Source organism: Pseudomonas sp. R1-18 (assembly GCF_051132095.1).
Taxonomy (GTDB): domain Bacteria; phylum Pseudomonadota; class Gammaproteobacteria; order Pseudomonadales; family Pseudomonadaceae; genus Aquipseudomonas.
Genome location: NZ_CP071658.1, coordinates 2,496,170 through 2,518,019 on the forward strand (window position 1 = coordinate 2,496,170; position 21,850 = coordinate 2,518,019).

A 21,850-nucleotide genomic window follows, 5' to 3' on the forward strand; every position below is an offset into this window, starting at 1 on the left:
ACGATGTCCCGTGTCTATTCATAGCCGTTATGGAGGGTGCAGCATGAATTCGTCACGCAAAGGTCGTCTTGGATCTCGCGCCGTGCAGGGCGCCGATGACGCCACCGAGGATTTGCCGGGCCTGTTGCGCCAGTATGCCGAGCCATTGCCCGACATCGGCTCGCCTGAATTCGGCGAGCTGTTCGACCGCTACGGGGACGCCAGAGTCGTGCTCATTGGCGAGGCGAGCCACGGCACCAGCGATTTCTATCGGACCCGTGCCGCCATCACCAAACGCTTGATCGAGCGCCATGGCTTCAACATCGTCGCGGTGGAGGCGGATTGGCCGGACGCGGGGCACATCGACCGTTCTGTACGCGCGTTGACACCTGCCGGCGAGCGGGAGCAACCCTTCACTCGCTTTCCAACGTGGATGTGGCGCAACACTGATGTTGCGGAATTTACCGACTGGCTAACGGCCTATAACCAACGCCTCGAACCGGCCGAACGGGTCGAATTTCGTGGGCTCGACATCTACAGCTTGCGCAGCTCGATTGTCGAGGTACTGAGTTATCTGGACCGTACCGACCCGGACCTGGCTCGTGACGCGCGGCAGCGCTATGGATGCCTCATGCCCTGGCAGGACGATCCGGCGCAGTACGGGCATTTCGTCGAACGACAACGCCAGACGCCCTGCGAAAAGGCCGTGGTCGAGCAACTGAACACGCTGCTCAGTGACCGATTGAAGGATTTCGCCCTCGACAACGAAGGCTTCTTCAACGCTACTCAGAACGCCCGAGTGGTGCGTTCCGCCGAGCAGTATTACCGCGCCATGTATCGAGGTGGTTCGGCGTCCTGGAACCTGCGCGACCGGCATATGTTCGACACCTTGCAGGCCTTGCTGACTCACCGCGGCGCGGATGCCAAGGCGGTGGTGTGGGCGCACAACTCGCATATCGGTAATGCCGCAGCGACTGCCATGGGCTGGAACGGCGAGTTCAACATCGGCGAACTGTGCCGCACTGCCTACGGCCGGGACGCGGTATTGATCGGCATGGCGACGGACTCCGGGCAGGTAGCGGCGGCCGACGACTGGGGCGAAGAGATGCGGATCAAGGACGTTCGGCCTTGCCGAAGCGACAGCTGGGAATATCAGTTTTTGCAGGCCGGGGTGCCAGCATCGCTCACCGACTGGCGGGCCGCCGAGCGTCAGGCGCTGCGCGAAGCGCTGGCAGAGCCGTTGCTGGAACGAGCCATCGGCGTCATCTACCGCCCCGAAACCGAGCGCTGGAGCCATTACTTCGAAGCGGTCCTGGCTGAACAGTTTGACGCGATGGTCTGGATCGAACGCACCGAGGCCGTGACACCGCTGGCAAATGGCGCCCCTGAAACGCCCAGCCACGAAGAAGACGCGTTTCCGCACGGGTTGTGAGGGGGGACTGGTGAAGTAGCGGTCCCGCGATTTCTCGATGCCGCCGCGCCTGGCCTACGCCAGCGCGGCGGCTCGCCGACATACTGCGGCGATCATGCCTTTTTGGTTTTGCGTCGCGTTTTAGCGGCGGAGGGCGGTGGCGCTTCTGACTCTTGAGGCGAATGATTCACGCCTGGAGGTGTCACGCTACTGGATACAGAGCCAGGCAGACCATCGCTCTGCTCATCTTCGTAATCTTTTTTCGCCTGCAACCAATGCTCGAAATCCATGCCCTGAGGCCTTCCCTGTTCTTCCCAGATCCGGTAGGCCGCTTGCTTGATCGTTTCTTCATCCATTCCAGATGCTCCGGCAGATTGATAGCGTAAACGCGTGGTGAAAACGAATGCAGCGAGCCTGAGCGCCCGTCGCATCGGCATCCTCAACAACGCATATCGTTGAGGCAGTAGTAGTTCATATACGGGCATGCTTCAAGTTCACCGAAGGCTGGGCTCATGTGGTGATTCAGCAGGAGGAGGGGTGGGCATTACCGAACATCCGCACCTCGGAACTGGTGCGTTGGCCGCCGCTCTAGGAAATTGAACGCTTATCCGTCGTGCACTTCCTGCTGGCGGGCCGACTCAAGGTAGAGCCATGGCTGTAATCGGATACCACGCTTCACACGAGCAGTTCTCGCCGGGCGAGCTTTTGCAGCTGCTGCAACAGGCGCAACACGCCGGATTCACCGCTGGCATGTGCTCGGATCATTTCCATCCCTGGAGCGAAGAGCAGGGTCATAGCGGCTTCGCCTGGACCTGGCTTGGTGCCGCGATGCAGGCAACCGACCTGAGTCTGGGCGTGGTCAACGCGCCTGGCTGCCGCTACCACCCGGCCTTGATTGCCCAGGCCGGCGCGACCCTGGCGCAGATGTACCCCGGCCGGTTCTGGCTGGCTGTCGGCAGCGGTGAGCTACTTAACGAGGGTATTACCGGCGAGCCCTGGCCGCCCAAGCCGGAACGCAACGCTCGTCTGCTCGAAGCAGTGGCAATCATCCGGGCTTTGTGGGCCGGCGAGGAAGTGTCCCACAACGGTTTGATAAAGATCGACCGGGCGCGGCTGTACACGCTGCCGCCAGTTGCGCCTCCGATCTACGCCGCGGCGCTGTCCCCCGAGACAGCGCGCTGGGCGGGCGCCTGGGCCGATGGACTGATAACCGTCAGCGCACCGAGAGAAGCCCAGCAGCGCATCATCGATGCCTTTCAGGAAGGCGGCGGCGAGGGCAAGCCCATGGTGCTGCAGGTCAAGGTGTCTTACGCCGCGAACGATGAACAGGCACTTCGTGGCGCGCATCAGCAATGGCGCACCAACGTGCTTCCAGGCCAGCTTCCGCACACTTTGCAGACGCCCGACGACTTCGCGGCGGCCGCCAGTCTCGTACGTCCCGAAGACCTGTCCGACCAGGTTCGCATCGGCTCGGACCTGGGGTGGCATGCCGCGCAGCTCCAGGCAGACCTGGATCAGGGCTTCGACGGTCTTTACCTGCATAACGTCAACCGCGATCAGAAGCAGTTCATTGATGCCTTCGGAAAGGCCGTGCTACCGGGGTTGCGCCAGGTAGGCCAGTCAAATTGACCGGAGCGAGGAGGGCACGGCGCTGAATCGATCATGTACCGACTGTCGATCCTGACCTGCTTTTTGAAATCGTACTGAACGCATGGCTCCGGATGTCACTCAGGTTAATAGCAGCATGGAAAACTTGAGGAGTGACTGGAGCAATGAATGGCCCCGATGCAGGCAATGGCGACGATCCGATTCCAGTCCTTGAGGAAATCGCTACCGTTTCCAAGCGTACGGTCACTACCGGTATCACGACGGTGGAAAAGCAGGTGCAGTCCCGTGAGCACCAGGTATCTGAAGTGCTGCGGCGCGAGACAGCGTCTGTTGAAACAGTGCCCATGGGCATCGCCGTGGATCCTGATCATCCGCCTGTGGTCCGAACCGAAAACGGGGTCACCATCATTCCAGTGCTTGAAGAAATACTGGTCGTCGAAAAGCGACTGGTTCTCAAGGAGGAGCTGCATATCCGGCATAACGTGGATGAGGTGCTTGCCACGCAGGACGTAACACTGAGAAGTGAAACGGTGGCGGTCAAGCATACCGAAGGGCCCCGGACTGAAGCACCGAAGGAGCCACCCGCGACTCGTTCATGGCCGAAACCATTCGAATAAAAGAGGTTAACCATGACACATACTCTCGTAGCAGCATTCGATTCCCTGGACGAAGCTTTGGCGGCAAAAACCGACCTGCTTGCCGAACGCGTCCTGGAAAGCAATATTCAAATATCTTCCTCAAAAGCACAGTCGCCAACTGCTGGCGAAACCTCCGGCGCCCAGCACGAGGATGATGAATCGTTGGGCCACAAAATCAGTCATTTTTTCAGCAACCTGTTCGGAAGCGATGACGACCACAAGCCACATCGATACGCTGTGGCGTATCCAGAAGCCTATCGCCGGGGAGCAACGTTACTCACGGTTGTTGCCACTACTGAGGATGAGGCGGAAAGCATTGAGGACATCCTTGAGCGCAACGGAGCATTTGATATCGACGAACGATCAGCAACATGGGAAAACGATGAACTGAGCACTCAACCTGATGCAGGCGTAACTACTCATATTGCCGGCACCCATGTAGCGGCTGACCGCGCTGACGTCGTTGATCGTTCCGTCGAAAATGACGCTGCGCGTACGGCAATACCCGTGATCGAAGAGAACCTGCGGGTCGGCAAGCGTGAGGTAAACAAAGGCCGGGTTCGCGTTGTTTCAAGGGTGTCCGAACGACCTGTTGAAGAAACGGTGAGTCTGCATGAAGAGCATGCGCATATAGAACGTCGCCCGGTAGATCGTCCGGCGGCCGCTGACGAACTCAACAGCTTCAAGGCTGGCTCCATCGAGATCCAGGAGACGGCCGAGGAAGTCGTGGTAGAGAAGTCAGCTCGGGTTGTGGAAGAAGTCACAGTTGGTAAACAGTCGACCAGTCATGAGGAAACAGTGCGCGATACGGTCCGTCGTACGGATGTCGAGGTACAGAGCGAGCCAGCGTCATCAGTAAAGCCAGGCACACCGGGTACAGAGTCGGGTACCGGGCGGAAAATCTGAGGCAAGGATCTCAGTCCTGTCAGGTCGGCAGGACTGAGACAGCCGACAGCAATCAATTACAAAGGGAGCAGTTCATATCCGCGATTTAACATAATATACATTATGCGCACTTATGTATTCCGTAATTAGAGGCAATGCCAGCCAGATTTCAGCCAGCAGAACCTCTCGATTCGCACTTGCGCAAAACCACCACCTGCAAACATTTTGCTTACGGTCATCAAGCTGCTCTCATCCAGTGCCGGCAACATTGCCGCAGTCGCGACTTCTTTCGCTTGCCCGATTCGACCCAGTGGCAGCTGTCCGATCATTGCCTTCGTTACCAGCGATGAACCATGGCCTGACGTCGAGATCGGTCTGGTGGAAGTACGTTGCCGCGAATGCCTGTGCCTTCCAGAACCATGATCAGCTTCTTGCGAAACTACGTAATGCAACCTTGGTCGCGCTGTGCACGCTGTAATGTTGCGGTCGAGCTGTTCAGGATCACTGAACCGCCGGCGCTTATCAGTGACAGCGGCTACCGAAGCTTACTGGATCGCCAATGCATCGAAGCTAATCAGCCGGGGCTTTGATTATTGCCCTTGAACACTCCATACCGTGGAAAACACTATATTCAAAGGTACGCCGAAGCCGCGCTGACTCTACTTGCCAGTGAATGGAAGCCAATTAGTGCTATATAGTTTGGCCCGCAATTCACCGCTACGGCGAGTTTGAAAGGTGCGATCCCTCAGGAAACAGTGCCAAAAGTTGAAGATTTGCTGACGTCTTTCGGAAAGCTCCTTGCCTCGGCGCCATCAGCATGGCGCTTGGCGCTCGGACCATATGCAGACAGTGCAGCGATTCTGCTAATATCGCTTGTCTGTTCTCACCTGCTCTGAATTACCAGGGTTAATATCCAACTCGACTAAATGACTCTTTAGTTGAGTTATTATCCATCCTGCCACAACCTTTATATATGCCCTGTTCTTCTCGTTGATAATTCACTGCCCGGAGTTTGTTTGCCCGCCTATGAAACGCTACGAGAAACTCGCCGCCGACATTGCCGACATGATTCGCAGCGGTATATTGCCCGCCGGTGAAAAAGTACCCTCGGTCCGCGCGGCCAGTCGGTCTCATTCGGTCAGCCCTTCGACTGTTTTCAAGGCTTACTACCTGCTCGAAGACAAAGGGCTTATTCAGGCGCGGACTCGCTCGGGCTATTACGTGCGAGAGCTCGCGGCGGCTTCAATGAACGAGCCCGAACCCGCCCGGCACACCAGCGAAGGCACCGAGGTCGATGTCAGCGAGCTGATCTTCTCGGTGCTGGCCTCGCTCAAGGACCCGGATACTGTGCCGTTTGGCTCTGCCTTTCCGAGCCCGCAGCTGTTCCCCCTTCCCCGCCTAGCCAAGTCCATGGCCGCCGCCGTCCGCGGCATGGCACCCGCCGCAATCCTCAGTGACATGACCAGCGGCAATCCGGAGCTGCGCCGACAGATCGCGTTGCGCTATTCCATGCACGGCGTGCGCCTGGCTGCCCATGAGCTGGTCATCACCAACGGTGCCATGGAAGCGCTGAACCTGTGCCTGCAATGTGTCACCCAGCCTGGGGATCTTGTCGCTATCGAAGCCCCGGCGTTTTATGCGTGCCTGCAAGTGCTTGAACGCCTGAAACTCAAGGCTGTGGAAATTCCGGTGCACCCGCGCGAAGGTGTCGATCTCGATTTACTGCGTGACAGCATGGCCCGCCTGCCGATCAAGGCATGCTGGTTCATGAGCGGCCTGCAGAATCCGCTGGGCGCAAGCATGAACGAGGCAAAGAAAGCCGCCCTCTACGATCTTCTGGAGCAGCATCAGGTGCCGCTGATCGAAGACGACGTCTATGCAGAACTGCATTACGGCACCACGCAGCCTCATCCGGTCAAGAGTCTGGACCGTGCCGGTCTGGTCATGCACTGCGGCTCGTTCTCAAAGAATCTTGCGCCGGGGTACCGCATTGGCTGGGTGGCCGGCGGCCGTTATACCGAACAGATCAATCGCCTCAAACTGATGACGACGATTTCGCCATCGCTACCTGCCCAGGCCGCCCTGGCCGACTATTTGAACCATGGAGGTTATGATCGGCACCTGCGCAAGCTGCGCGACACACTTGAATTGCAGCAAGGCGCGATGCTTGCCGCCGCGGCTCGTTACTTTCCGGCGGGGACGCGGGTTACCCAGCCCTCTGGCGGGTATTTCCTGTGGTTCGAGTTTCCTGAACAGGTCGATTCGCTCCAATTGTTCCAGCTGGCGCTCGCTCAAGGCATCAGCTTGGCACCCGGGCCGATCTTTTCGCCGACCCAGGGTTTTCGCCATTGCGCACGACTGAACTACGGCAGCCCGTGGAACGAACGGTCCGAGCGGGCAATGGCCGTTCTGGGAGAAATTCTGGCGTCGTTCTGAACGGTACTGCGCCGAATCTGATCCGCTTTTTTAACTGCTTTCTGAATCTGTACCAGACTTCCTCCGGTCTCGATAATGGCGCGGTCACTCCCCATCACACATTGAACGGCCTGGAGGCTTTCATGGGCAAGCTTGCACTCTATCTGCTGGGTTTTCTGGCACTCGCCATCGGCGTCGGCCTGCTGGGCACCATCTCACCGCTCTGAAACTTCAATCCTGGTCGCGCAAGCGACTGCGCTTGCGCAGCAGGTCGATGAACTGCTGAAGTTCACGACTTACCGGCTCTCCGGTCCGGCGCAGCAGCCCGAACGGCGCCATCTGCGCGTCCAGGTTGAGCGGCAACGGTTTTACCAGGCCCATTTTCAGATAATCCCGCAACGCAGACTCTGAAAGCACCATCAGCGCACTGGTCAATTGCACCAGTTGCTGCATGGAGTACACCGAACCGCACTCGATGATGTCTGCGGGCACCGGCAGTTCAAGCTGCTCCAGGGCCTGGTCGAAAGCGATACGCGCGGGGCTGGTCTCGGGTTGCAGGATCCACGGCCAGTCGCTGACCAGTTCCCGCCAGTCCAGCGTTTCTCGCGCCAGCAGCGGGTGATCGCTGCGCACCACGGCGAGCAGGCGCTCGTTGCCCAACGGCTCGAACTCATAATGTTCCCGGTCACTGGCACGGCTGCGCCGGGTGATCGCGATGTCTGCCCTTCCCTGTTCAAGCAACTGCACCACCTGGTCACTGGTATCGCCCATGATGCGAATACGCAGTTGCGGGTTCAGCGCCTTGATTTCGGCGACCACGTTCATCACCAGATCCGGCGCGGCGCCCATGATGGTTGCAATCGACAGGTAGCCGTAGCCGCCTTGCCTGCGGGCGGTCAGATCGGTCGCGCAGCGATCAAGCCCGGACAGCGCGGACTCGGCAAAGCGCAGCAGCTCCCGACCCAGCGCAGTGGGCCGCATGCCTCTGGGCAGACGCTCGAACAGCTCGCAGCCGAACATGTCTTCGATTTCCTGAAGCATTCGGCTCGCCGCCGGCTGCGACATGTTCATGGTCATCGAAGCGCGGTGCAGATTGAGACTTGAACCCAGCACCATCAGCATCTGCAGATGCTTGTAGCGCAGACGGCTGGACAGATGCTGTGTTGATCGATCGACGCTCACTGAATTGCTCCTGTGCTATTCGGAAGCCGCGTGCCTGGAAACTCCGATACATAAAAGGTATCGATTGTAAGCTTAAATTGATTAGTCGTGCATCACAGTCAGCGCTACAGTTCGTCCAACAACAAAAATCACCCAATGAGGTGCGCGTCATGATTACTCCTGCCTGTGCCCCGTCTTATGCAGCGCGCCTGCCTGTTCACAAGGCTGACCGTTCGCCCTAGTTCTCTCCGGCTTTATCCCTGGCTCCGCTACTTCCGTTACGCAGTCCAACAATTCCAAAAAGGAAACTGTCGTGAACACACTCCCTGCGTCCTTGCTGACCAAGGTTTCCTGGCGGCTGCTGCCGTTTCTGTTGCTGATGTACATCATGGCCTTTCTGGATCGCGCCAACGTAGGCTTCGCCAAGCAGGCATTCCAGGCCGACACCGGCATCAGCGATGCGGCTTTCGCGTTCGGGGCAGGCGTTTTCTTCGCAGGCTATGCGCTGTTGGAAGTGCCGAGCAACCTGATCATGCACCGGATCGGCGCCAAGCTCTGGATGTGCCGGATCATGGTGACCTGGGGTCTGGTCTCGGCCGCCATGATGTTCGCCCATGACGAAACCAGCTTCTATGTCCTGCGCTTTCTGCTCGGCGTCGCCGAAGCCGGCTTCTTCCCCGGAGTGATCCTTTACCTCACGTACTGGTTTCCCGGTGCGGCGCGCGGCAAGGCAATGGGCTTCTTCTACTTTGGCGCTCCGCTGGCGTTCATCTTCGGCAGTCCGCTGTCAGGCCTGCTGCTGGAGCTGGACGGCCTGCTCGGCGCTCATGGCTGGCAATGGTTGTTCGCGGTCGAAGGCCTGATGGCAACGGCGGTCGGAATCTGGGCCTATTTCTATCTCGACAACCGCCCCAAAGATGCCAAATGGCTGAGCCCGCAGGAACGCACTCAATTACAGGCGGTGCTCGATGCCGAAGACAGCCAGAAACAGGCGCATGGCTCGCTGCTTAAAGTGCTCTGCCAACCCGCCGTTCTGTACCTGTGCCTGATTTATCTGTTGATCCAGGCCAGCGTCTACGGCGTGGTCTTCTATCTGCCCACTCAGGTTGCCGGTTTGCTGGGCACCAAGGTCGGGCTGCTGGTCGGCGTGGTCAGCGCCCTGCCCTGGCTTTGCGCGCTGTTTGCAGCCTGGAAGGTGCCTGCGCTGGCGGATCGCACCGGGCACCGCCGTACCGTTGCCGCGCTGACGCTGGTGGTGTCCGGACTTGGCATCGCCGCGTCAGTGACCTTCGCCAGCCCGCTGCTCGGCATCCTGGCCTTGTGCTTTGCGGCGTCCGGATTCATCGCCGTGCAACCGGTGTTCTGGACCTTCCCCGGGAGCTTCCTGGCAGGCTCGGCGGCCGCTGGAGCCATCGCCCTGATCAACTCGTTCGGCGCGCTGGGCGGTTTCATTGCGCCCATTCTCAAGAACTGGGCTGAAGGGGCATTCCATTCGCCCGCGGCAGGCCTTTATCTGCTGGCGATGACCACCTTGATCGCTGCGGCACTGGTGATGGGCATTCGCCCTCCCAGGCAGCGCGCTGCACATGAGCAATCCACCTTCCCTACTGCCAACTCAAGGAATCTGTAATGAGTACTCCGACCATCAAGCATGTACGCGCTTACGTTCTGCGTGGCGGCGGCGCGGACTATCATGACCAGGGCGACGGCCACTGGATCGACGACCACATCGCCACGCCCATGAGCAAATACCCCGAGTATCGGCAGAGTCGCCGCAGCTTTGGCATCAACGTGCTGGGGACGCTCGTGGTAGAGGTCGAGGATTCGGATGGCAACGTAGGATTTGCGGTGACCACTGGCGGCGAGCCGGCTGCCTACATTGTCGAGAAACACCTGGCGCGCTTCGTGGAAGGCGCGAAGGTCACCGACATCGAGCGCATCTGGGACCAGATGTACTTTTCGTCCCAGTATTACGGCCGTAAAGGGCTGGTGATCAACACCATCTCCGGCATCGACCTCGCGCTCTGGGACCTGCTCGGCAAGGTTCGCCAGGAGCCCGTGCACCAGCTGCTCGGTGGTGCGGTGCGCGATGAGCTGCAGTTCTACGCCACCGGAGCAAGGCCGGATCTGGCGCAGAAGATGGGGTTTATCGGCGGCAAGCTGCCGCTTCACCACGGTCCTGCCGAAGGTGAAGAAGGCCTGCGCAAGAATCTTCAGGAACTGGCTGAAATGCGCGAGCGCGTCGGCAAGGATTTCTGGCTGATGCTCGATTGCTGGATGAGCCTGGACCTCAACTACGCCACGCGTCTGGCCCACGGCGCTCACGAGTTCGGACTGAAATGGATCGAGGAAGCGCTGTCACCCGACGACTATTGGGGCTACGCGGCGCTGAAGAAAAACGTGCCCACCGGCATGCTGGTCACGACCGGCGAGCATGAAGCCACTCGCTGGGGTTTCCGCATGCTGCTGGAGATGGGTTGCTGCGACATCATTCAGCCCGACGTCGGCTGGTGTGGCGGCATCACCGAGCTGATCAAGATTTCCGCGCTCGCCGACGCGCATTCGGCGATGGTCGTGCCCCACGGTTCGTCGGTGTACAGCTATCACTTTGTCGCGACCCGCACCAACAGCCCGTTCGCCGAATTCCTGATGATGGCGCCCAAGGCGGATGAAGTGGTGCCGATGTTCCATCCGCAGCTGCTGGGCGAACCGGTGCCGGAAAACGGCCGGATGCGCCTGTCGCGTCTGGATCAGCCGGGCTTTGGCGTGACGCTCAATCCTGAGTGCCAGTTGCACCGGCCTTACCAGCACTGATCGTGATCGGCCTGCCGGGCGAGCGACACAGCTCGCTCGGCTCACACATGGAGTGACGCATGAACAATAACAACAGCAATGTGAATGCCTCCGTTCTTGAAACATCGTCTTCAGCCGCGAAGCCTGCCCCGATCAAAAGTCTGAGCAAAAGCCCCCGCTTGCGACGCATTCAGTGGATCGCACTGGCCTTGCTGGTACTGGCCGGATTCGTCAATTACCTGGATCGCAGCACTCTGGCGATTGCCAACCAGACCATCAGCCAGGAACTGCACTTCACCCCAACCGAAATGGGCCTGCTGTTATCGGTGTTTTCCTGGGCCTATGCCATCGTGCAGCTGCCCATCGGTGGCATTCTCGACCGATTCGGTGCGCGCCTGACGCTGGGCATCGGTATCTTCCTGTGGTCCATTGCCCAGGGAGTGCTCGGCCTGTTGAGCACCCTGCCGGCGATGATCATGGCCCGCATCGGCCTGGGCATCGGTGAAGCGCCACAGTTCCCAGCCGGAGCCAAGGTGGTCAGCGAGTGGTTCAACATCCGCGAACGCGGTCTGCCATCCGGCATTTTCAACATGTCGTCGTCGCTGGGGCCGGCGATTTCTCAGCCGATTCTGACCGCTCTGCTGCTGTGGATGGGCTGGCGTCAGATGTTCCTCGCCATGGGTCTGCTCGGCGTTGGCGTGGCGATTGTCTGGTATCTCAGTTACCGCAACCGCAGTGAAGTCTCGCTGACTCAGGAGGAGCAGGATTACCTCAACGAAGGCATTCGCCAGCAGGACCGTGAAGGCCAGCTGAGCTTTGCCGAGTGGCGCGGGCTGTTTCGTCTGCGGGTGACCTGGGGCGTGGTGTTCGGCTACATCGGCATTATCTACATGCTCTCGCTGTTTCTGACCTGGATGCCCGCTTACCTGGAGCGCACCCACCAGCTATCGCTGGCCCACGCTGGCTGGGTCGCCAGCCTGCCGTTCCTGGCCGGCGCTTTCGGCGTCATCAGCGGCGGTCTGCTGGTTGACCGGGTCATCCGCAGTGGCGCGAGCGTGAGTGCCAGCCGACGCTGGCCCATCTGCATAGGCATGATCGGCTCTGCGCTGTTTACCCTGGCAGCGGCTTACGCGACGGGCGTCGTGCGGCCGTGTCGCTGTTCTGCGCGGCGATGTTTTCCCTGAACGTGGCGGTGGCTGGCACCTGGTCGCTGATCAGTGTGGCGGTGCCGTCGCGCATGGTCGCTTCGCTGGCAAGCATCCAGAACTTCGGTGGCTATTTCGGTGGCGCGTTCGCGCCTGTCGTTACCGGCATTGTCGTCCAGCAGACCGGCTCGTTTACTAACGCGCTGGTTATCAGCGCGGTGATCGCAGTGATCGGTGCTGCCTGCTACTTCTTCCTGGCCAAACTGCCGGCGACTCCGCTGGAAGCGCCAACCGCTCCCAACGAGGCGGGTCTGGCTCCCGAAGCGCAATGAGACGACCAGGAAGCCAACCATGAGCCACACATCAACAGGTTTCACCAATCCTATTCAGCAAGCGCCGGCCCTATGCGCCGGCATCGAAGGGAGTTCCACATGAAGTTGCCAACCAACACGTTCAAGGCCGATCTGGCCAAAGGCAATCCGCAATACGGTATCTGGGCCGGCTTCGCCACCGGTTATGGCGCGGAGATCACCGCAGGCTTCGGCTACGACTGGATGCTGATTGACGGCGAGCACGCGCCCAACACAGTGCCGTCGATCCTCGCCCAGTTACAGGCGGTTGCGCCCTACTCGACCGCGCCGGTGGTGCGCGCGGTCAGCCACGATCCGGTGCTGATCAAGCAGCTGCTTGATGTGGGAACCCAGACCTTGATGATTCCCATGGTCGAATCCGCCGACCAGGCCCGCGCGCTGGTCAGTGCAATGCGCTACCCACCGCATGGCATGCGCGGCGTCGGCGGCGGCCTGACCCGCGCCACGCGCTGGGATTCGGTGCCCGATTATCTGCAGACGGCTCACCAGGAGTTGTGCCTGATCGTGCAGGTTGAGTCCCGCGCCGGCGTCGAGAATGCCGCGCAGATCGCCAGTGTGGAAGGCGTGGACGCGGTGTTCATCGGGCCGTTCGACCTCGCCAGCGGGCTGGGCCATCCCGGCAACCCGTCGCACCCAGAGGTGCAGGACAAGATTCGCCACGCCATTGAGGCCACTCTCGCCGCAGGCAAGGTGTGCGGAATCCTCGCACCGGTCGAGGACGATGCGCGTCGTTACCAGAGTTGGGGCTGCCAGTTCATCGCAGTGGGCATCGATATCAGCCTGATGCGCCAGGCCGCGCTGAGCAATCTGGCGCGCTATCGCGAAAACAACGATGACCGGCCGCTGTCACGCGGCTATTGATCAGTCGGGTGACCGGCCCGACCGGCACTCATCTCGCCCCGACAAGCCCGAGGAGCACTCCCATGGCGTCAGTACCCGTTTACGAAAATTACATCAATGGCCGGTTCATGCCTGCTACCGAGCATCTTGACGTGCTCAACCCGGCGACCGGCGCCCTGCTGGCAAAGGTTCCTGCATCGGCGCCCGAGCAGGTGGACGCCGCTTTGGCAGCCGCGCGTGCCGCGCAGAAGGATTGGGCGCGCAAGCCCGCCAATGAGCGTGCAGGTTACCTGCGCAGGATCGCCGCCAAACTGCGGGAAAACGTCGCGCACCTGGCGCGCACCATTACCCTGGAACAGGGCAAGATTTCCGCGCTGGCCGAGGTCGAAGTCAACTTCACCGCCGACTACCTCGACTACATGGCCGAATGGGCCCGGCGAATCGAAGGTGAAATCATTACCAGCGACCGACCTGGCGAAAACATCTTCATGTTCCGCAAACCGCTGGGCGTAGTCGCTGGCATTCTCCCCTGGAATTTTCCGTTCTTTCTCATCGCCCGCAAGATGGCCCCAGCCCTGGTGACCGGCAACACCATTGTCATCAAACCCAGTGAGGAAACGCCCAATAACTGTTATGAGTTCGCTCGTCTGGTGGCCGAAACCGACCTGCCGGCCGGCGTGTTCAACGTGGTGTGCGGCGACGGCAGCGTCGGCGCGGCGCTCTCCGCGCATACGCAGGTGGACATGATCAGCTTCACCGGCAGCGTCGAAACCGGCGCGCGGATCATGAGCGCCGCCGCCGGCAACCTGACCAAACTGAACCTGGAACTGGGCGGCAAAGCCCCGGCCATTGTGCTGGGCGACGCGGACCTCGACCTGGCGGTCAAAGCCATTCGCGATTCACGCATCATCAACACCGGGCAGGTGTGCAACTGCGCCGAGCGGGTCTACGTCGAACGTAGCGTCGCCGACCAATTCATCGACAAAATCGGCGCCGCAATGGCAGCGACGCGTTATGGCGATCCGCTGGCCGACACTTCGGTGGAGATGGGGCCGCTGATCAACCGCCAGGGCCTGGACAGTGTCCACGCCAAGGTCAGAACCGCGCTGGCCCAGGGCGCGCAGCTGGTGACCGGCGGTGATGTCGCCGACCGTGGTCAGGGCTTCCATTATCAACCCACGGTGCTGGCCGGCTGCTCCGCCGAGATGGCAATCATGCGCAAGGAGATCTTCGGCCCGGTATTGCCCATTCAGATCGTCGACGACCTGGACGAAGCCATCGCCCTGGCCAACGACTGCGAGTACGGGCTGACGTCGTCGCTGTATACCCGCGACCTCGGCAAGGCAATGCAGGCCATGCGCGAGATCGATTTCGGCGAGACCTACATCAATCGTGAGAACTTCGAGGCCATGCAAGGTTTTCACGCCGGGGTTCGCAAGTCCGGCGTCGGTGGCGCCGATGGCAAGCACGGCTTGTACGAGTACACCCACACCCACGTTGTCTATCTTCAGGCCTGACGCCCACGGGCACGTCAAAGCCAGGCGTGCCCTTCTCTCCTGTCAGATACGCGGTGCCCAAACGGTGCACTCGCGAACCAGAATGAATCATCACGCACGGTTTCAGCCCCCTGTCCGGGTCGTCAAGGTGCGCTGTGCACGCTCTCTGGTGCAGCCCCTGCCCGCTTTTCCGGCGTTTGCGCAGCGATGAACGTTGGGCCTGGATCTTGCTCCCGCACTGTTCAGACATTGAACCCAACCTGCGTGCGATCTGGAGAAACCTGACATGAGTTCACCTGGTGAATTTCCCTTGAGCGAAGCGCCCCGAGAAGGACGCAAAGGTCTGCTGTCGATTTCCATGGTGCTGATCAGCTTTACCTTCTTCACCGGCACCATGTTCGCCGGCGGCAAGCTGGGCATGGCATTCGGCTTTGTCGACATGTTGTGGATCGCCACCATCGGCAACATGTTGCTGGCCATATACGCGGCGGCGCTGGCGCTTATTGCCTCACGCAGCGGCCTAAATACCGTGCTGATGGGCCGCTTCTGCTTCGGCGAGTCGGGCAGCCGGCTTTCCGATTCCCTGCTCGGCTTTGCCGAACTTGGCTGGTACGCCTGGGGCACGGCGACCGTCGCTATCGTGCTGGTGAAAATGCTGGGTCTGGCGGACGGCTTCACCGTGCCGCTGATGATCTTCTTCGGTCTGGGTTTCAGCATCACCGCCATCGTCGGCTACAAGGGCCTGGACGTGCTCTCGCGCATTTCGGTGCCGTTGATGTTCATCCTGTTGCTGATCTCGATGTACATCGCCACCCGGCAGATCGGCGGCTTCGAGCAGCTGGCGGCTGTGGTGCCTCGCGAAACCATAAGCTGGTCGGCCGCCATCACCATGGTCTTCGGGACATTTGCCAGCGGCGCGACCCAGGCCACTAACTGGACGCGACTGTCACGGACCGGGCGGATCGCGGTTATCGCCAGCGTGGTGAGCTTTCTGCTGGGCAACGGCCTGATGGTCGTCGCGGGAGCCTGGTGCGCCATTGTTTACCAGCAGGCCGATATCGTCGAAGTGATGGTGCTGCAAGGCCTGTCGTTCGCGGCGGTGGTCATGCTGTGCCTGAATCTGTGGACCATCCAGGGCCCGACCATTTACAACGTTGCCGCCGCGGCCTGCCACATGGTACGCAGCGAGCGCCGCCGAACCATGACCCTGGCGGCGGCCGCGATCGGCATCGTGCTCGCCATTGGCGGCATGTACGAAATGCTGATCCCGTTCCTGGTGCTGCTAGGCTCGATCATCCCCCCGGTGGGCGGCGTGATCATGGCTGATTTCTGGTATCGCCATCGGGGCAAGTACCCGGCTCTGTCCAGCGTCAACCTGCCTCGTTACAACTGGCGCGGGCTGTCGGCCTACGCCGTCGGCGCTCTATTGGCCTGCCTCTCACCCTGGATCGCGCCGCTGGTAGGCATCGCCGCGTCGGCGCTGTGCTATGTAGCGTTGTTGCAGGTCGCGGCTCGGGGCGCACCGGCTAGTGGCCGCCGCGCGGACGTGCATTGACAGGCACTGATGATCGCGCCCGCTCAGTCATGCGCGAGGGTTTGCGCGACCCAGAGTGACTCATAGACGCCACCCTGGTTGCGCAACTGCTTGGGCGGGCCGTCTTCGATGATCTTTCCGTCGTGGAGCACGATCACCCGGTTGAACTGGGCGACTGTCGAAAGGCGATGGGCGACCACCAGCACGGTGCGGCCGATCATGAGCTTGGCCAGCGCCGCCTGAATCACCGCCTCGGAATGCGAGTCGAGCGCCGACGTCGCTTCGTCGAGAATGAGGATGGGCGCATTTTTCAGGAACGCCCGGGCCAACCCCAGTCGCTGGCGTTGCCCGCCGGAGAGTTTCACGCCGCGCTCGCCCACCAGCGTGTCATAGCCGTCGGGCAGTTCGCGGATGAACTCGTCGCAATAGGCGTTTCGTGACGCCCTGATCACGTCTTCATAGCGTGGGTCCGGATGGCCGTAGGCGATGTTGTCGAAGATGCTTCGATTGAACAGGGTCGGCTCCTGAGGCACCACGGCAATCTGGCGGCGCAGGCTGTCCTGGCTGACAGAGCGGATGTCGCGGTCGCCAATAAGGATCGCGCCGCCAGTAACATCATCAAGCCGCTGCAACAGGCTGAGCAAAGTCGACTTGCCGGCGCCCGACGAGCCGACAATGCCAACGCGCTGGCCGGCCGGGATGTCCAGATTCAGGCCGTCGAAGATGGTCCTGCCTTCGGGATAGCTGTACACCACGTCGACGAAACGTATCGCACCCTGATTGGGGGTCAGCTCCTGCTTGTTATCGCTGAGCGCATGGGGCTGCATGATGATGCGCAATGTTTCGGCAATCACCCCCATCTGCTGCGACGTATCCACCAGCGCCAGCGCCAGATCCCGCGAGCCATGCAGGATTCGGAACGTCAGCGCGCTGATCATCACTACGTCACCGGCCGTTACCGCGCTGTCGCGCCACAGCATGAGGGCCCAGCCGAGCATCCCGCCCGCCATCACGGACAGACACACGTCATGCAACAGCCTGGCTTTTTCCAGATAGATCCAGCTGCGCCGCTGCGCCTTGGCCTCTCTGCCAATCGACTGTTCGAGCCGCTGACGTTCGCGCTCACGAGCGGAAAAGGCCTTGATGGTCCAGATATTCGACACCTGGTCGACCATTTCGCCGCCGACACGCGCCGAGTGCGCAGCAAAAGCCACGTGCTTTTTGTTGCCCAGCACACCGAACACCATGATCAGCACGCCGACGAACAATACACAGCCCACCAGCGCAAGCGCCATGTTCACGCTGACGGTACACAGCACGACAATCGCGCCAAGGAAATCGACACAGGGCGGGATGATCTTCCACGCCAGGCCGCCATATATCGATCCGGCCGCGGCGCCCGCCGCCGAGATGCGATTGGCGAGCGCGCCGGAAAAATGCTGCGAGAAATAGCGCATCGGGTGGCCGGTCAGGTGATTGAACAGGTCCACCCGCAGGTCCGCACAGCTGGCCACAACGGTACGACAACCCAGCCAGCCACCCAGACGCCAGAACAGGTTCTCGACCACGATCAGCCCTATGAACAGAAAGAACGGAAACCAGATGTGCTCACTGTTGCGATCGCCGATGGTCATGACGTCGACCAGCATTTTCATGCCGTACTGCACGGCCACCGCGCAGCTGGCGGCGCCGACGATCAGCAGGAACATCACGCCGAAATGCCAGGGCCGCAACGCAACGTAGCGCAGCAGAAAGCGGACCGGTCGTGCGGGCAACGGTGTTGCGGCCGTGGTTTTCATGGGTCAAAAGCCTCTGCTGGTGCCGGCGGTAGCCAGGCGCAACGCATCAAATTCTTCAGCGCCCCTGCGCAGTTCGGCCTGCAGCGGGTGAAACGGCGCGCGCCGCCCCTCACCATCTGCGTAACCCAACAAGCCGGCCGGGCAATAACGCCCGTCGTCCCAGCCAGGGTAATCGAGTATCGGGTACCAGCAGATGCCTTCAATAGGTACGCCGCCGGACAGTGCGGCCATGACCTGCTCATTCACATAACGCAGCCATGGCACGCGCTGTTCATTTTCCGCGCCGGTTTCAGAGATCACGATCGGCCGCTTGTAGCGCGCGTACAGCTCGCGCAGCATGCCGCACAGAGGCCGGTAGTTTTTCTCGCCGCGGTTGATGCGCTGGCCGTTGAATACCCACTGGTTATGCGGGTAGTAATTGGCACCGAGGACGTCCAGGTATTCCGGCCCACCGCCAAGCCCCGGCCATTGCCGCCCGCTTAACAGGTCCCAGGCCTCGAACTGCGCCTGACGATAATTCTCTGCCGCTTCGATCTCATCACTGCGTCGCGAGCCGGGGATTACATGAATCAGCGGGTCGGCCTGAACAAAGCGTGCCCGCGGCTCTACGGCACGTACTGCGTCGATGGCAGCGATGCTCGCCCGCACCAGCTGATGCTTGAGCTCCATGCCGCGTCGCTCGCTGCCGGGATTGAAGTACGCGACATCGCCCCCGGCCCAGCTCCAGAACGAAATCTCGTTGACCGGCGAGTAGAACGGCACGCTTTCGCCTTCGTCCTGAACCACCTGCGCGGCCGCAGCGGCGAAACGCGCGAAGCGTTCGACGAACTGTGGTCGCCAGATATCAAGATCATCCGGGTAACCGTAATGACACAGATCCCAGATCACCTGCGTGCCCTGCCGACGCGCCTCGCGCAACATCGGCACAAAGCTGCTCCAGTCGTAAACGCCCGGTCGTTTTTCGATCAGGTGCCAGCGCAGTCCGTCGCGCACGGTCCGTATCCCCATGCCGGTCATGGCGGCGAAATCTTCCCCCGCCCAGCGCCCATGGCCTGTCGAATTCACCAGATCGAGCCGTACGCCGTCGCGTCGCCGATGCGTCGAGCACTCGAAACCGCCGATGAAAAAACTCTGGAATACACCCGACATGGTCATTCCTCCGCAGGCTGTGTGGTCGCCAGCGGTGCGTGGGCTTCAGCCAGCCGTTGGTAAAGCGCCAACGCCTGACCGACTACCTGATCCATGTTGTAGTACTTGTAGGTGCCCAGCCGGCCAAGAAACGTCACTTCGTCCGATTGATCGGCCAGGGCCTGGTAGCGTTTGTAGAGTTCGGCATTTTCCGGCCGCGGGATCGGGTAGTACGGGTCGCCATCGGCACACGGGTACTCGTAAGTGACGCTGGTTTTTGTGTGCTGCTGGCCGGTCAGGTGCTTGTATTCGGTGATGCGCGTGTAGGGAACTGCTTCGTCCGGGTAATTGACCACCGCCACAGGCTGGAACTCGGCCTGGTCCATGGATTTATGCTCGAAGCGCAAGGAACGATACGGCAGCCGGCCATAGCAATAGTCGAAATATTCGTCAATCGGCCCGCAATAGACCAGATGCCGGAACTGCAGCTGTTCGCGCAGCTCGGCGAAATCCACGCCCAGCAGGATGTCGATATTGGGATGACTCACCATCCGCTCGAACATCCGTGTGTAGCCGTGCAGCGGCATCACCTGGTAGCGGTCAGTGAAATACCGGTCGTCGGTGGTGGTGCGCGTCGGTACCCGCGAGGTGACCGATTTGTCCAGTTGCGAAGGATCCAGCCCCCACTGCTTGCGGGTATAGCCGCGAAAGAACTTCTCGTAGAGTTCGCGTCCGATCTGATTGACGACCACGTCCTCCGAAGTGCGGATGTTGTCCACCGGCTCGGCACGGCTGGCCAGGAACGCTTCGGCCTCTGCCTCATCCATGTTCAGACCATAGAGTCGATTAAGCGTGTCGAGGTTGATCGGGATCGGCACCAGTTGCCCATCCACCCGAGCCAGCACACGGTGCTCATACGAGCGCCACTCGGTAAATCGCGACAGGTAATCGAAAATGCGCTCGGCGTTGGTGTGGAAAATGTGCGGCCCGTAGCGGTGCACCAGCACGCCGGCGCTGTCGAGGTGATCATAGGCGTTGCCGCCGATGTGTTCGCGCCGATCAATCATCAGCACCTTTTTGCCCAGCCCTGCCGCAAGACGCTCTGCGAGCACGCTACCGGCAAAACCCGCGCCGACGATCAGGAAGTCATACACCGCACCCTGGCCATTGGTGGCCGACTCTCTGGTTATCTCAGGCATTCGATCTGCTCCTTCATGCTTGCGCAGGTTTTGTCCCAGGACATGCCGGCCAGTGCGGCGTCGACGCGTTCCAGAAATTGGGTGGAGCCTTTTTGCCCGAGCGCCTTTTCGATTGCCGAGACAAACTCGTCCGCGGTGGCGGCAATGGTCACCACGCCGCTGTCACCATAGCTTCTGATCACGTCGGTAATCGGCGTCGATACCACCGGGCAGCCGCCGGCAAGGTATTCCGGAGTCTTGGTGGGGCTGATAAAGCGGGTCGACTCATTGAGCGCAAAGGGCATCAATGCCACGTCCCAGCCCGACAGGTAGACGGGAAGCTCGTCGTAACGCTTGCCACCCAGATAATGAATGTTGTCCAGACGCGGAAGCGTGTCGGGGTCGATTTTGACCACCGGGCCGATTAACACTACCTGCCAGTCAGGCCGGGAAGTGGCCAGCTCGCGTACCAGCTCGATGTCGAAACGCTCGTCGATCACGCCAAAAAAGCCCAGGCGCGGGTGCGCGATATGCTGCTGATCAGGCGGATCTTCCTGTGCGTCGCGCGCGGCTGCAAAGTGCGCAATATCGACGCTGCTGGGCATTGCGTGGGCATTGGGGTGTTGCTGACTCTTGGCGTCCCATAGGCTATAGCCGCCGGTAAACACCACGTCGGCCCTTTCCATCAGGTCTTTTTCCATGTCGACCAGCTCTGGAGGCGCCCCTTTGAATGCCGAAAGTTCATCCATGCAGTCAAACACAGTGACACTGGCCCACAGATGGTCGGAGAACGACAGGCTCATGGGCGTGTAGTACCAGAGAATCAGCTCAGCCGCGGAGTGGTCATGCAGCCACGCGTCGAGGAGCATGCGCTGCTCGCGATTCACCTCCTGTGCACTGAGCCCGTGCGGCAGATGCGGCACGAGCACGATGACCCCTTCGGGCTGCGGCAGCTGTTCCAGCCATGATCGTGGCGACTCCGCCGAGCCGGTCTGCGCGGCGGCCAGCTCTTCGAAAACCGGCTCCTCGAAAAATGCCACGTCATATCCTTGCGCCAGCCGTGACATCACATGCTGCGGGCGCTGGTAGACAAAGCCCCAGCGCAGGTGCGACAGACAAAGCAATAAAGGGCGCTGCGCAGGCTCGGCGGTCTCGGTCGAGGCTGAGTCAGAGGGGCTGGCTTGTTTCGTCTCGTCTTGATGCATGCAGTTCTCCTCTCGTTGAAGCTTTCGTTGAAAAAAGTACCTGGACGAATCTGAAGGTCACGTCAGGGGGACGGAACTTCGACCGCATTCTCGGGAAATGGACGCGCACATGGCCTGTGCGCTGCGCGTTGTGCAGGTATTGAGAGCGTTTGCGTGCCAGCCGTTCAAACAACCCGATGAAGTGTATGCACCACTGGGAGGTATTCGCGGAACTCGTGGACGTGGACGCGCCCATAATCTTAGGCGAAAGCTTTTCCGGCACCT

General features: G+C 60.6%; 18 protein-coding genes. 12 read left to right on the top strand and 6 right to left on the bottom strand.

Translation table 11 applies throughout. From position 1 onward, the window contains the following. Positions 1-43 precede the first annotated feature (43 nt). Positions 44-1,411 carry an erythromycin esterase family protein gene (locus J3P77_RS11580; protein ID WP_434676782.1) on the top strand — a complete coding sequence of 456 codons (1,368 nt, stop codon included), beginning with the start codon at positions 44-46 and terminating at the stop codon, positions 1,409-1,411. A 92-nt stretch (positions 1,412-1,503) separates the two neighbouring features. Here the strand turns inward: J3P77_RS11580 and J3P77_RS11585 are convergent, their stop codons facing one another. Next, a complete protein-coding gene (locus J3P77_RS11585; RefSeq protein WP_434676783.1) occupies positions 1,504-1,746 on the bottom strand; it encodes a DUF2934 domain-containing protein in 243 nt (80 codons plus the stop codon). Positions 1,747-2,041: 295 nt separating this feature from the next. Between J3P77_RS11585 and J3P77_RS11590 the strand changes: the two genes are divergently transcribed. From J3P77_RS11590 to mapR, 4 genes are all read left to right on the top strand, one after another. After that, on the top strand, positions 2,042-3,019 hold the full coding sequence (locus J3P77_RS11590) for a TIGR03885 family FMN-dependent LLM class oxidoreductase (protein WP_434676784.1): 978 nt from the start codon (positions 2,042-2,044) through the stop codon (positions 3,017-3,019). A gap of 143 nt (positions 3,020-3,162) precedes the next feature. Continuing rightward, complete coding sequence (locus tag J3P77_RS11595) at positions 3,163-3,615, top strand: YsnF/AvaK domain-containing protein (protein ID WP_434676785.1); 453 nt, start codon at positions 3,163-3,165, stop codon at positions 3,613-3,615. Positions 3,616-3,627: 12 nt separating this feature from the next. Then, positions 3,628-4,542, top strand: a complete 915-nt coding sequence (locus J3P77_RS11600) for a YsnF/AvaK domain-containing protein (RefSeq protein WP_434676786.1) — start codon at positions 3,628-3,630, stop codon at positions 4,540-4,542. 1,005 nt (positions 4,543-5,547) lie between these two features. Beyond that, on the top strand, positions 5,548-6,957 hold the full coding sequence (gene mapR, locus J3P77_RS11605; protein WP_434676787.1) for a GntR family transcriptional regulator MpaR: 1,410 nt from the start codon (positions 5,548-5,550) through the stop codon (positions 6,955-6,957). A gap of 210 nt (positions 6,958-7,167) precedes the next feature. Here the strand turns inward: mapR and J3P77_RS11610 are convergent, their stop codons facing one another. Continuing rightward, positions 7,168-8,058 (bottom strand): LysR family transcriptional regulator, encoded by an 891-nt coding sequence (locus J3P77_RS11610; protein WP_434681981.1) that lies wholly within the window; start codon positions 8,056-8,058, stop codon positions 7,168-7,170. Between the two features lie 352 nt (positions 8,059-8,410). Here J3P77_RS11610 and J3P77_RS11615 point away from each other — a divergent pair, with 352 nt between their 5' ends. The 7 genes from J3P77_RS11615 (at position 8,411) to codB (ending at position 16,297) form a co-directional block, all read left to right on the top strand. After that, positions 8,411-9,727, top strand: a complete 1,317-nt coding sequence (locus tag J3P77_RS11615; protein WP_434676788.1) for an MFS transporter — start codon at positions 8,411-8,413, stop codon at positions 9,725-9,727. Then, positions 9,727-10,911, top strand: a complete 1,185-nt coding sequence (gene rhmD, locus J3P77_RS11620; protein WP_434676789.1) for an L-rhamnonate dehydratase — start codon at positions 9,727-9,729, stop codon at positions 10,909-10,911. Before J3P77_RS11615 ends, rhmD begins: the two co-directional genes overlap by 1 nt. A gap of 59 nt (positions 10,912-10,970) precedes the next feature. Continuing rightward, positions 10,971-12,074, top strand: a complete 1,104-nt coding sequence (locus J3P77_RS11625) for an MFS transporter (protein WP_434676790.1) — start codon at positions 10,971-10,973, stop codon at positions 12,072-12,074. Beyond that, positions 12,041-12,367 carry a hypothetical protein gene (locus tag J3P77_RS11630; protein ID WP_434676791.1) on the top strand — a complete coding sequence of 109 codons (327 nt, stop codon included), beginning with the start codon at positions 12,041-12,043 and terminating at the stop codon, positions 12,365-12,367. The genes J3P77_RS11625 and J3P77_RS11630 overlap by 34 nt, the downstream gene beginning before the upstream one ends. 99 nt (positions 12,368-12,466) lie before the next feature. Continuing rightward, positions 12,467-13,267: an aldolase/citrate lyase family protein gene (locus J3P77_RS11635; protein WP_434676792.1), complete on the top strand. Its 801-nt coding sequence runs from the start codon at positions 12,467-12,469 to the stop codon at positions 13,265-13,267. 62 nt (positions 13,268-13,329) lie between these two features. After that, entirely contained in the window at positions 13,330-14,763 is a 1,434-nt protein-coding gene (gene aldA, locus J3P77_RS11640; protein WP_434676793.1) for an aldehyde dehydrogenase, read from the top strand. 265 nt (positions 14,764-15,028) lie between these two features. Continuing rightward, positions 15,029-16,297 carry a cytosine permease gene (gene codB / locus J3P77_RS11645; protein ID WP_434676794.1) on the top strand — a complete coding sequence of 423 codons (1,269 nt, stop codon included), beginning with the start codon at positions 15,029-15,031 and terminating at the stop codon, positions 16,295-16,297. 23 nt (positions 16,298-16,320) lie between these two features. Here the strand turns inward: codB and J3P77_RS11650 are convergent, their stop codons facing one another. The 4 genes from J3P77_RS11650 to J3P77_RS11665 are packed head-to-tail and all read right to left on the bottom strand — an operon-like array spanning position 16,321 to position 21,586. After that, the gene (locus tag J3P77_RS11650; protein ID WP_434676795.1) at positions 16,321-18,075 is read right to left on the bottom strand and encodes an ABC transporter ATP-binding protein; all 1,755 of its coding nucleotides are present in this window, start codon (positions 18,073-18,075) and stop codon (positions 16,321-16,323) included. Positions 18,076-18,078: 3 nt separating this feature from the next. Next, positions 18,079-19,224, bottom strand: a complete 1,146-nt coding sequence (locus tag J3P77_RS11655; RefSeq protein WP_434676796.1) for a family 1 glycosylhydrolase — start codon at positions 19,222-19,224, stop codon at positions 18,079-18,081. 2 nt (positions 19,225-19,226) lie between these two features. Then, positions 19,227-20,402: a UDP-galactopyranose mutase gene (gene glf / locus J3P77_RS11660; RefSeq protein WP_434676797.1), complete on the bottom strand. Its 1,176-nt coding sequence runs from the start codon at positions 20,400-20,402 to the stop codon at positions 19,227-19,229. Next, positions 20,390-21,586 (bottom strand): glycosyltransferase family 1 protein, encoded by a 1,197-nt coding sequence (locus J3P77_RS11665; RefSeq protein WP_434676798.1) that lies wholly within the window; start codon positions 21,584-21,586, stop codon positions 20,390-20,392. The genes glf and J3P77_RS11665 overlap by 13 nt, the downstream gene beginning before the upstream one ends. Positions 21,587-21,850: the final 264 nt, after the last annotated feature.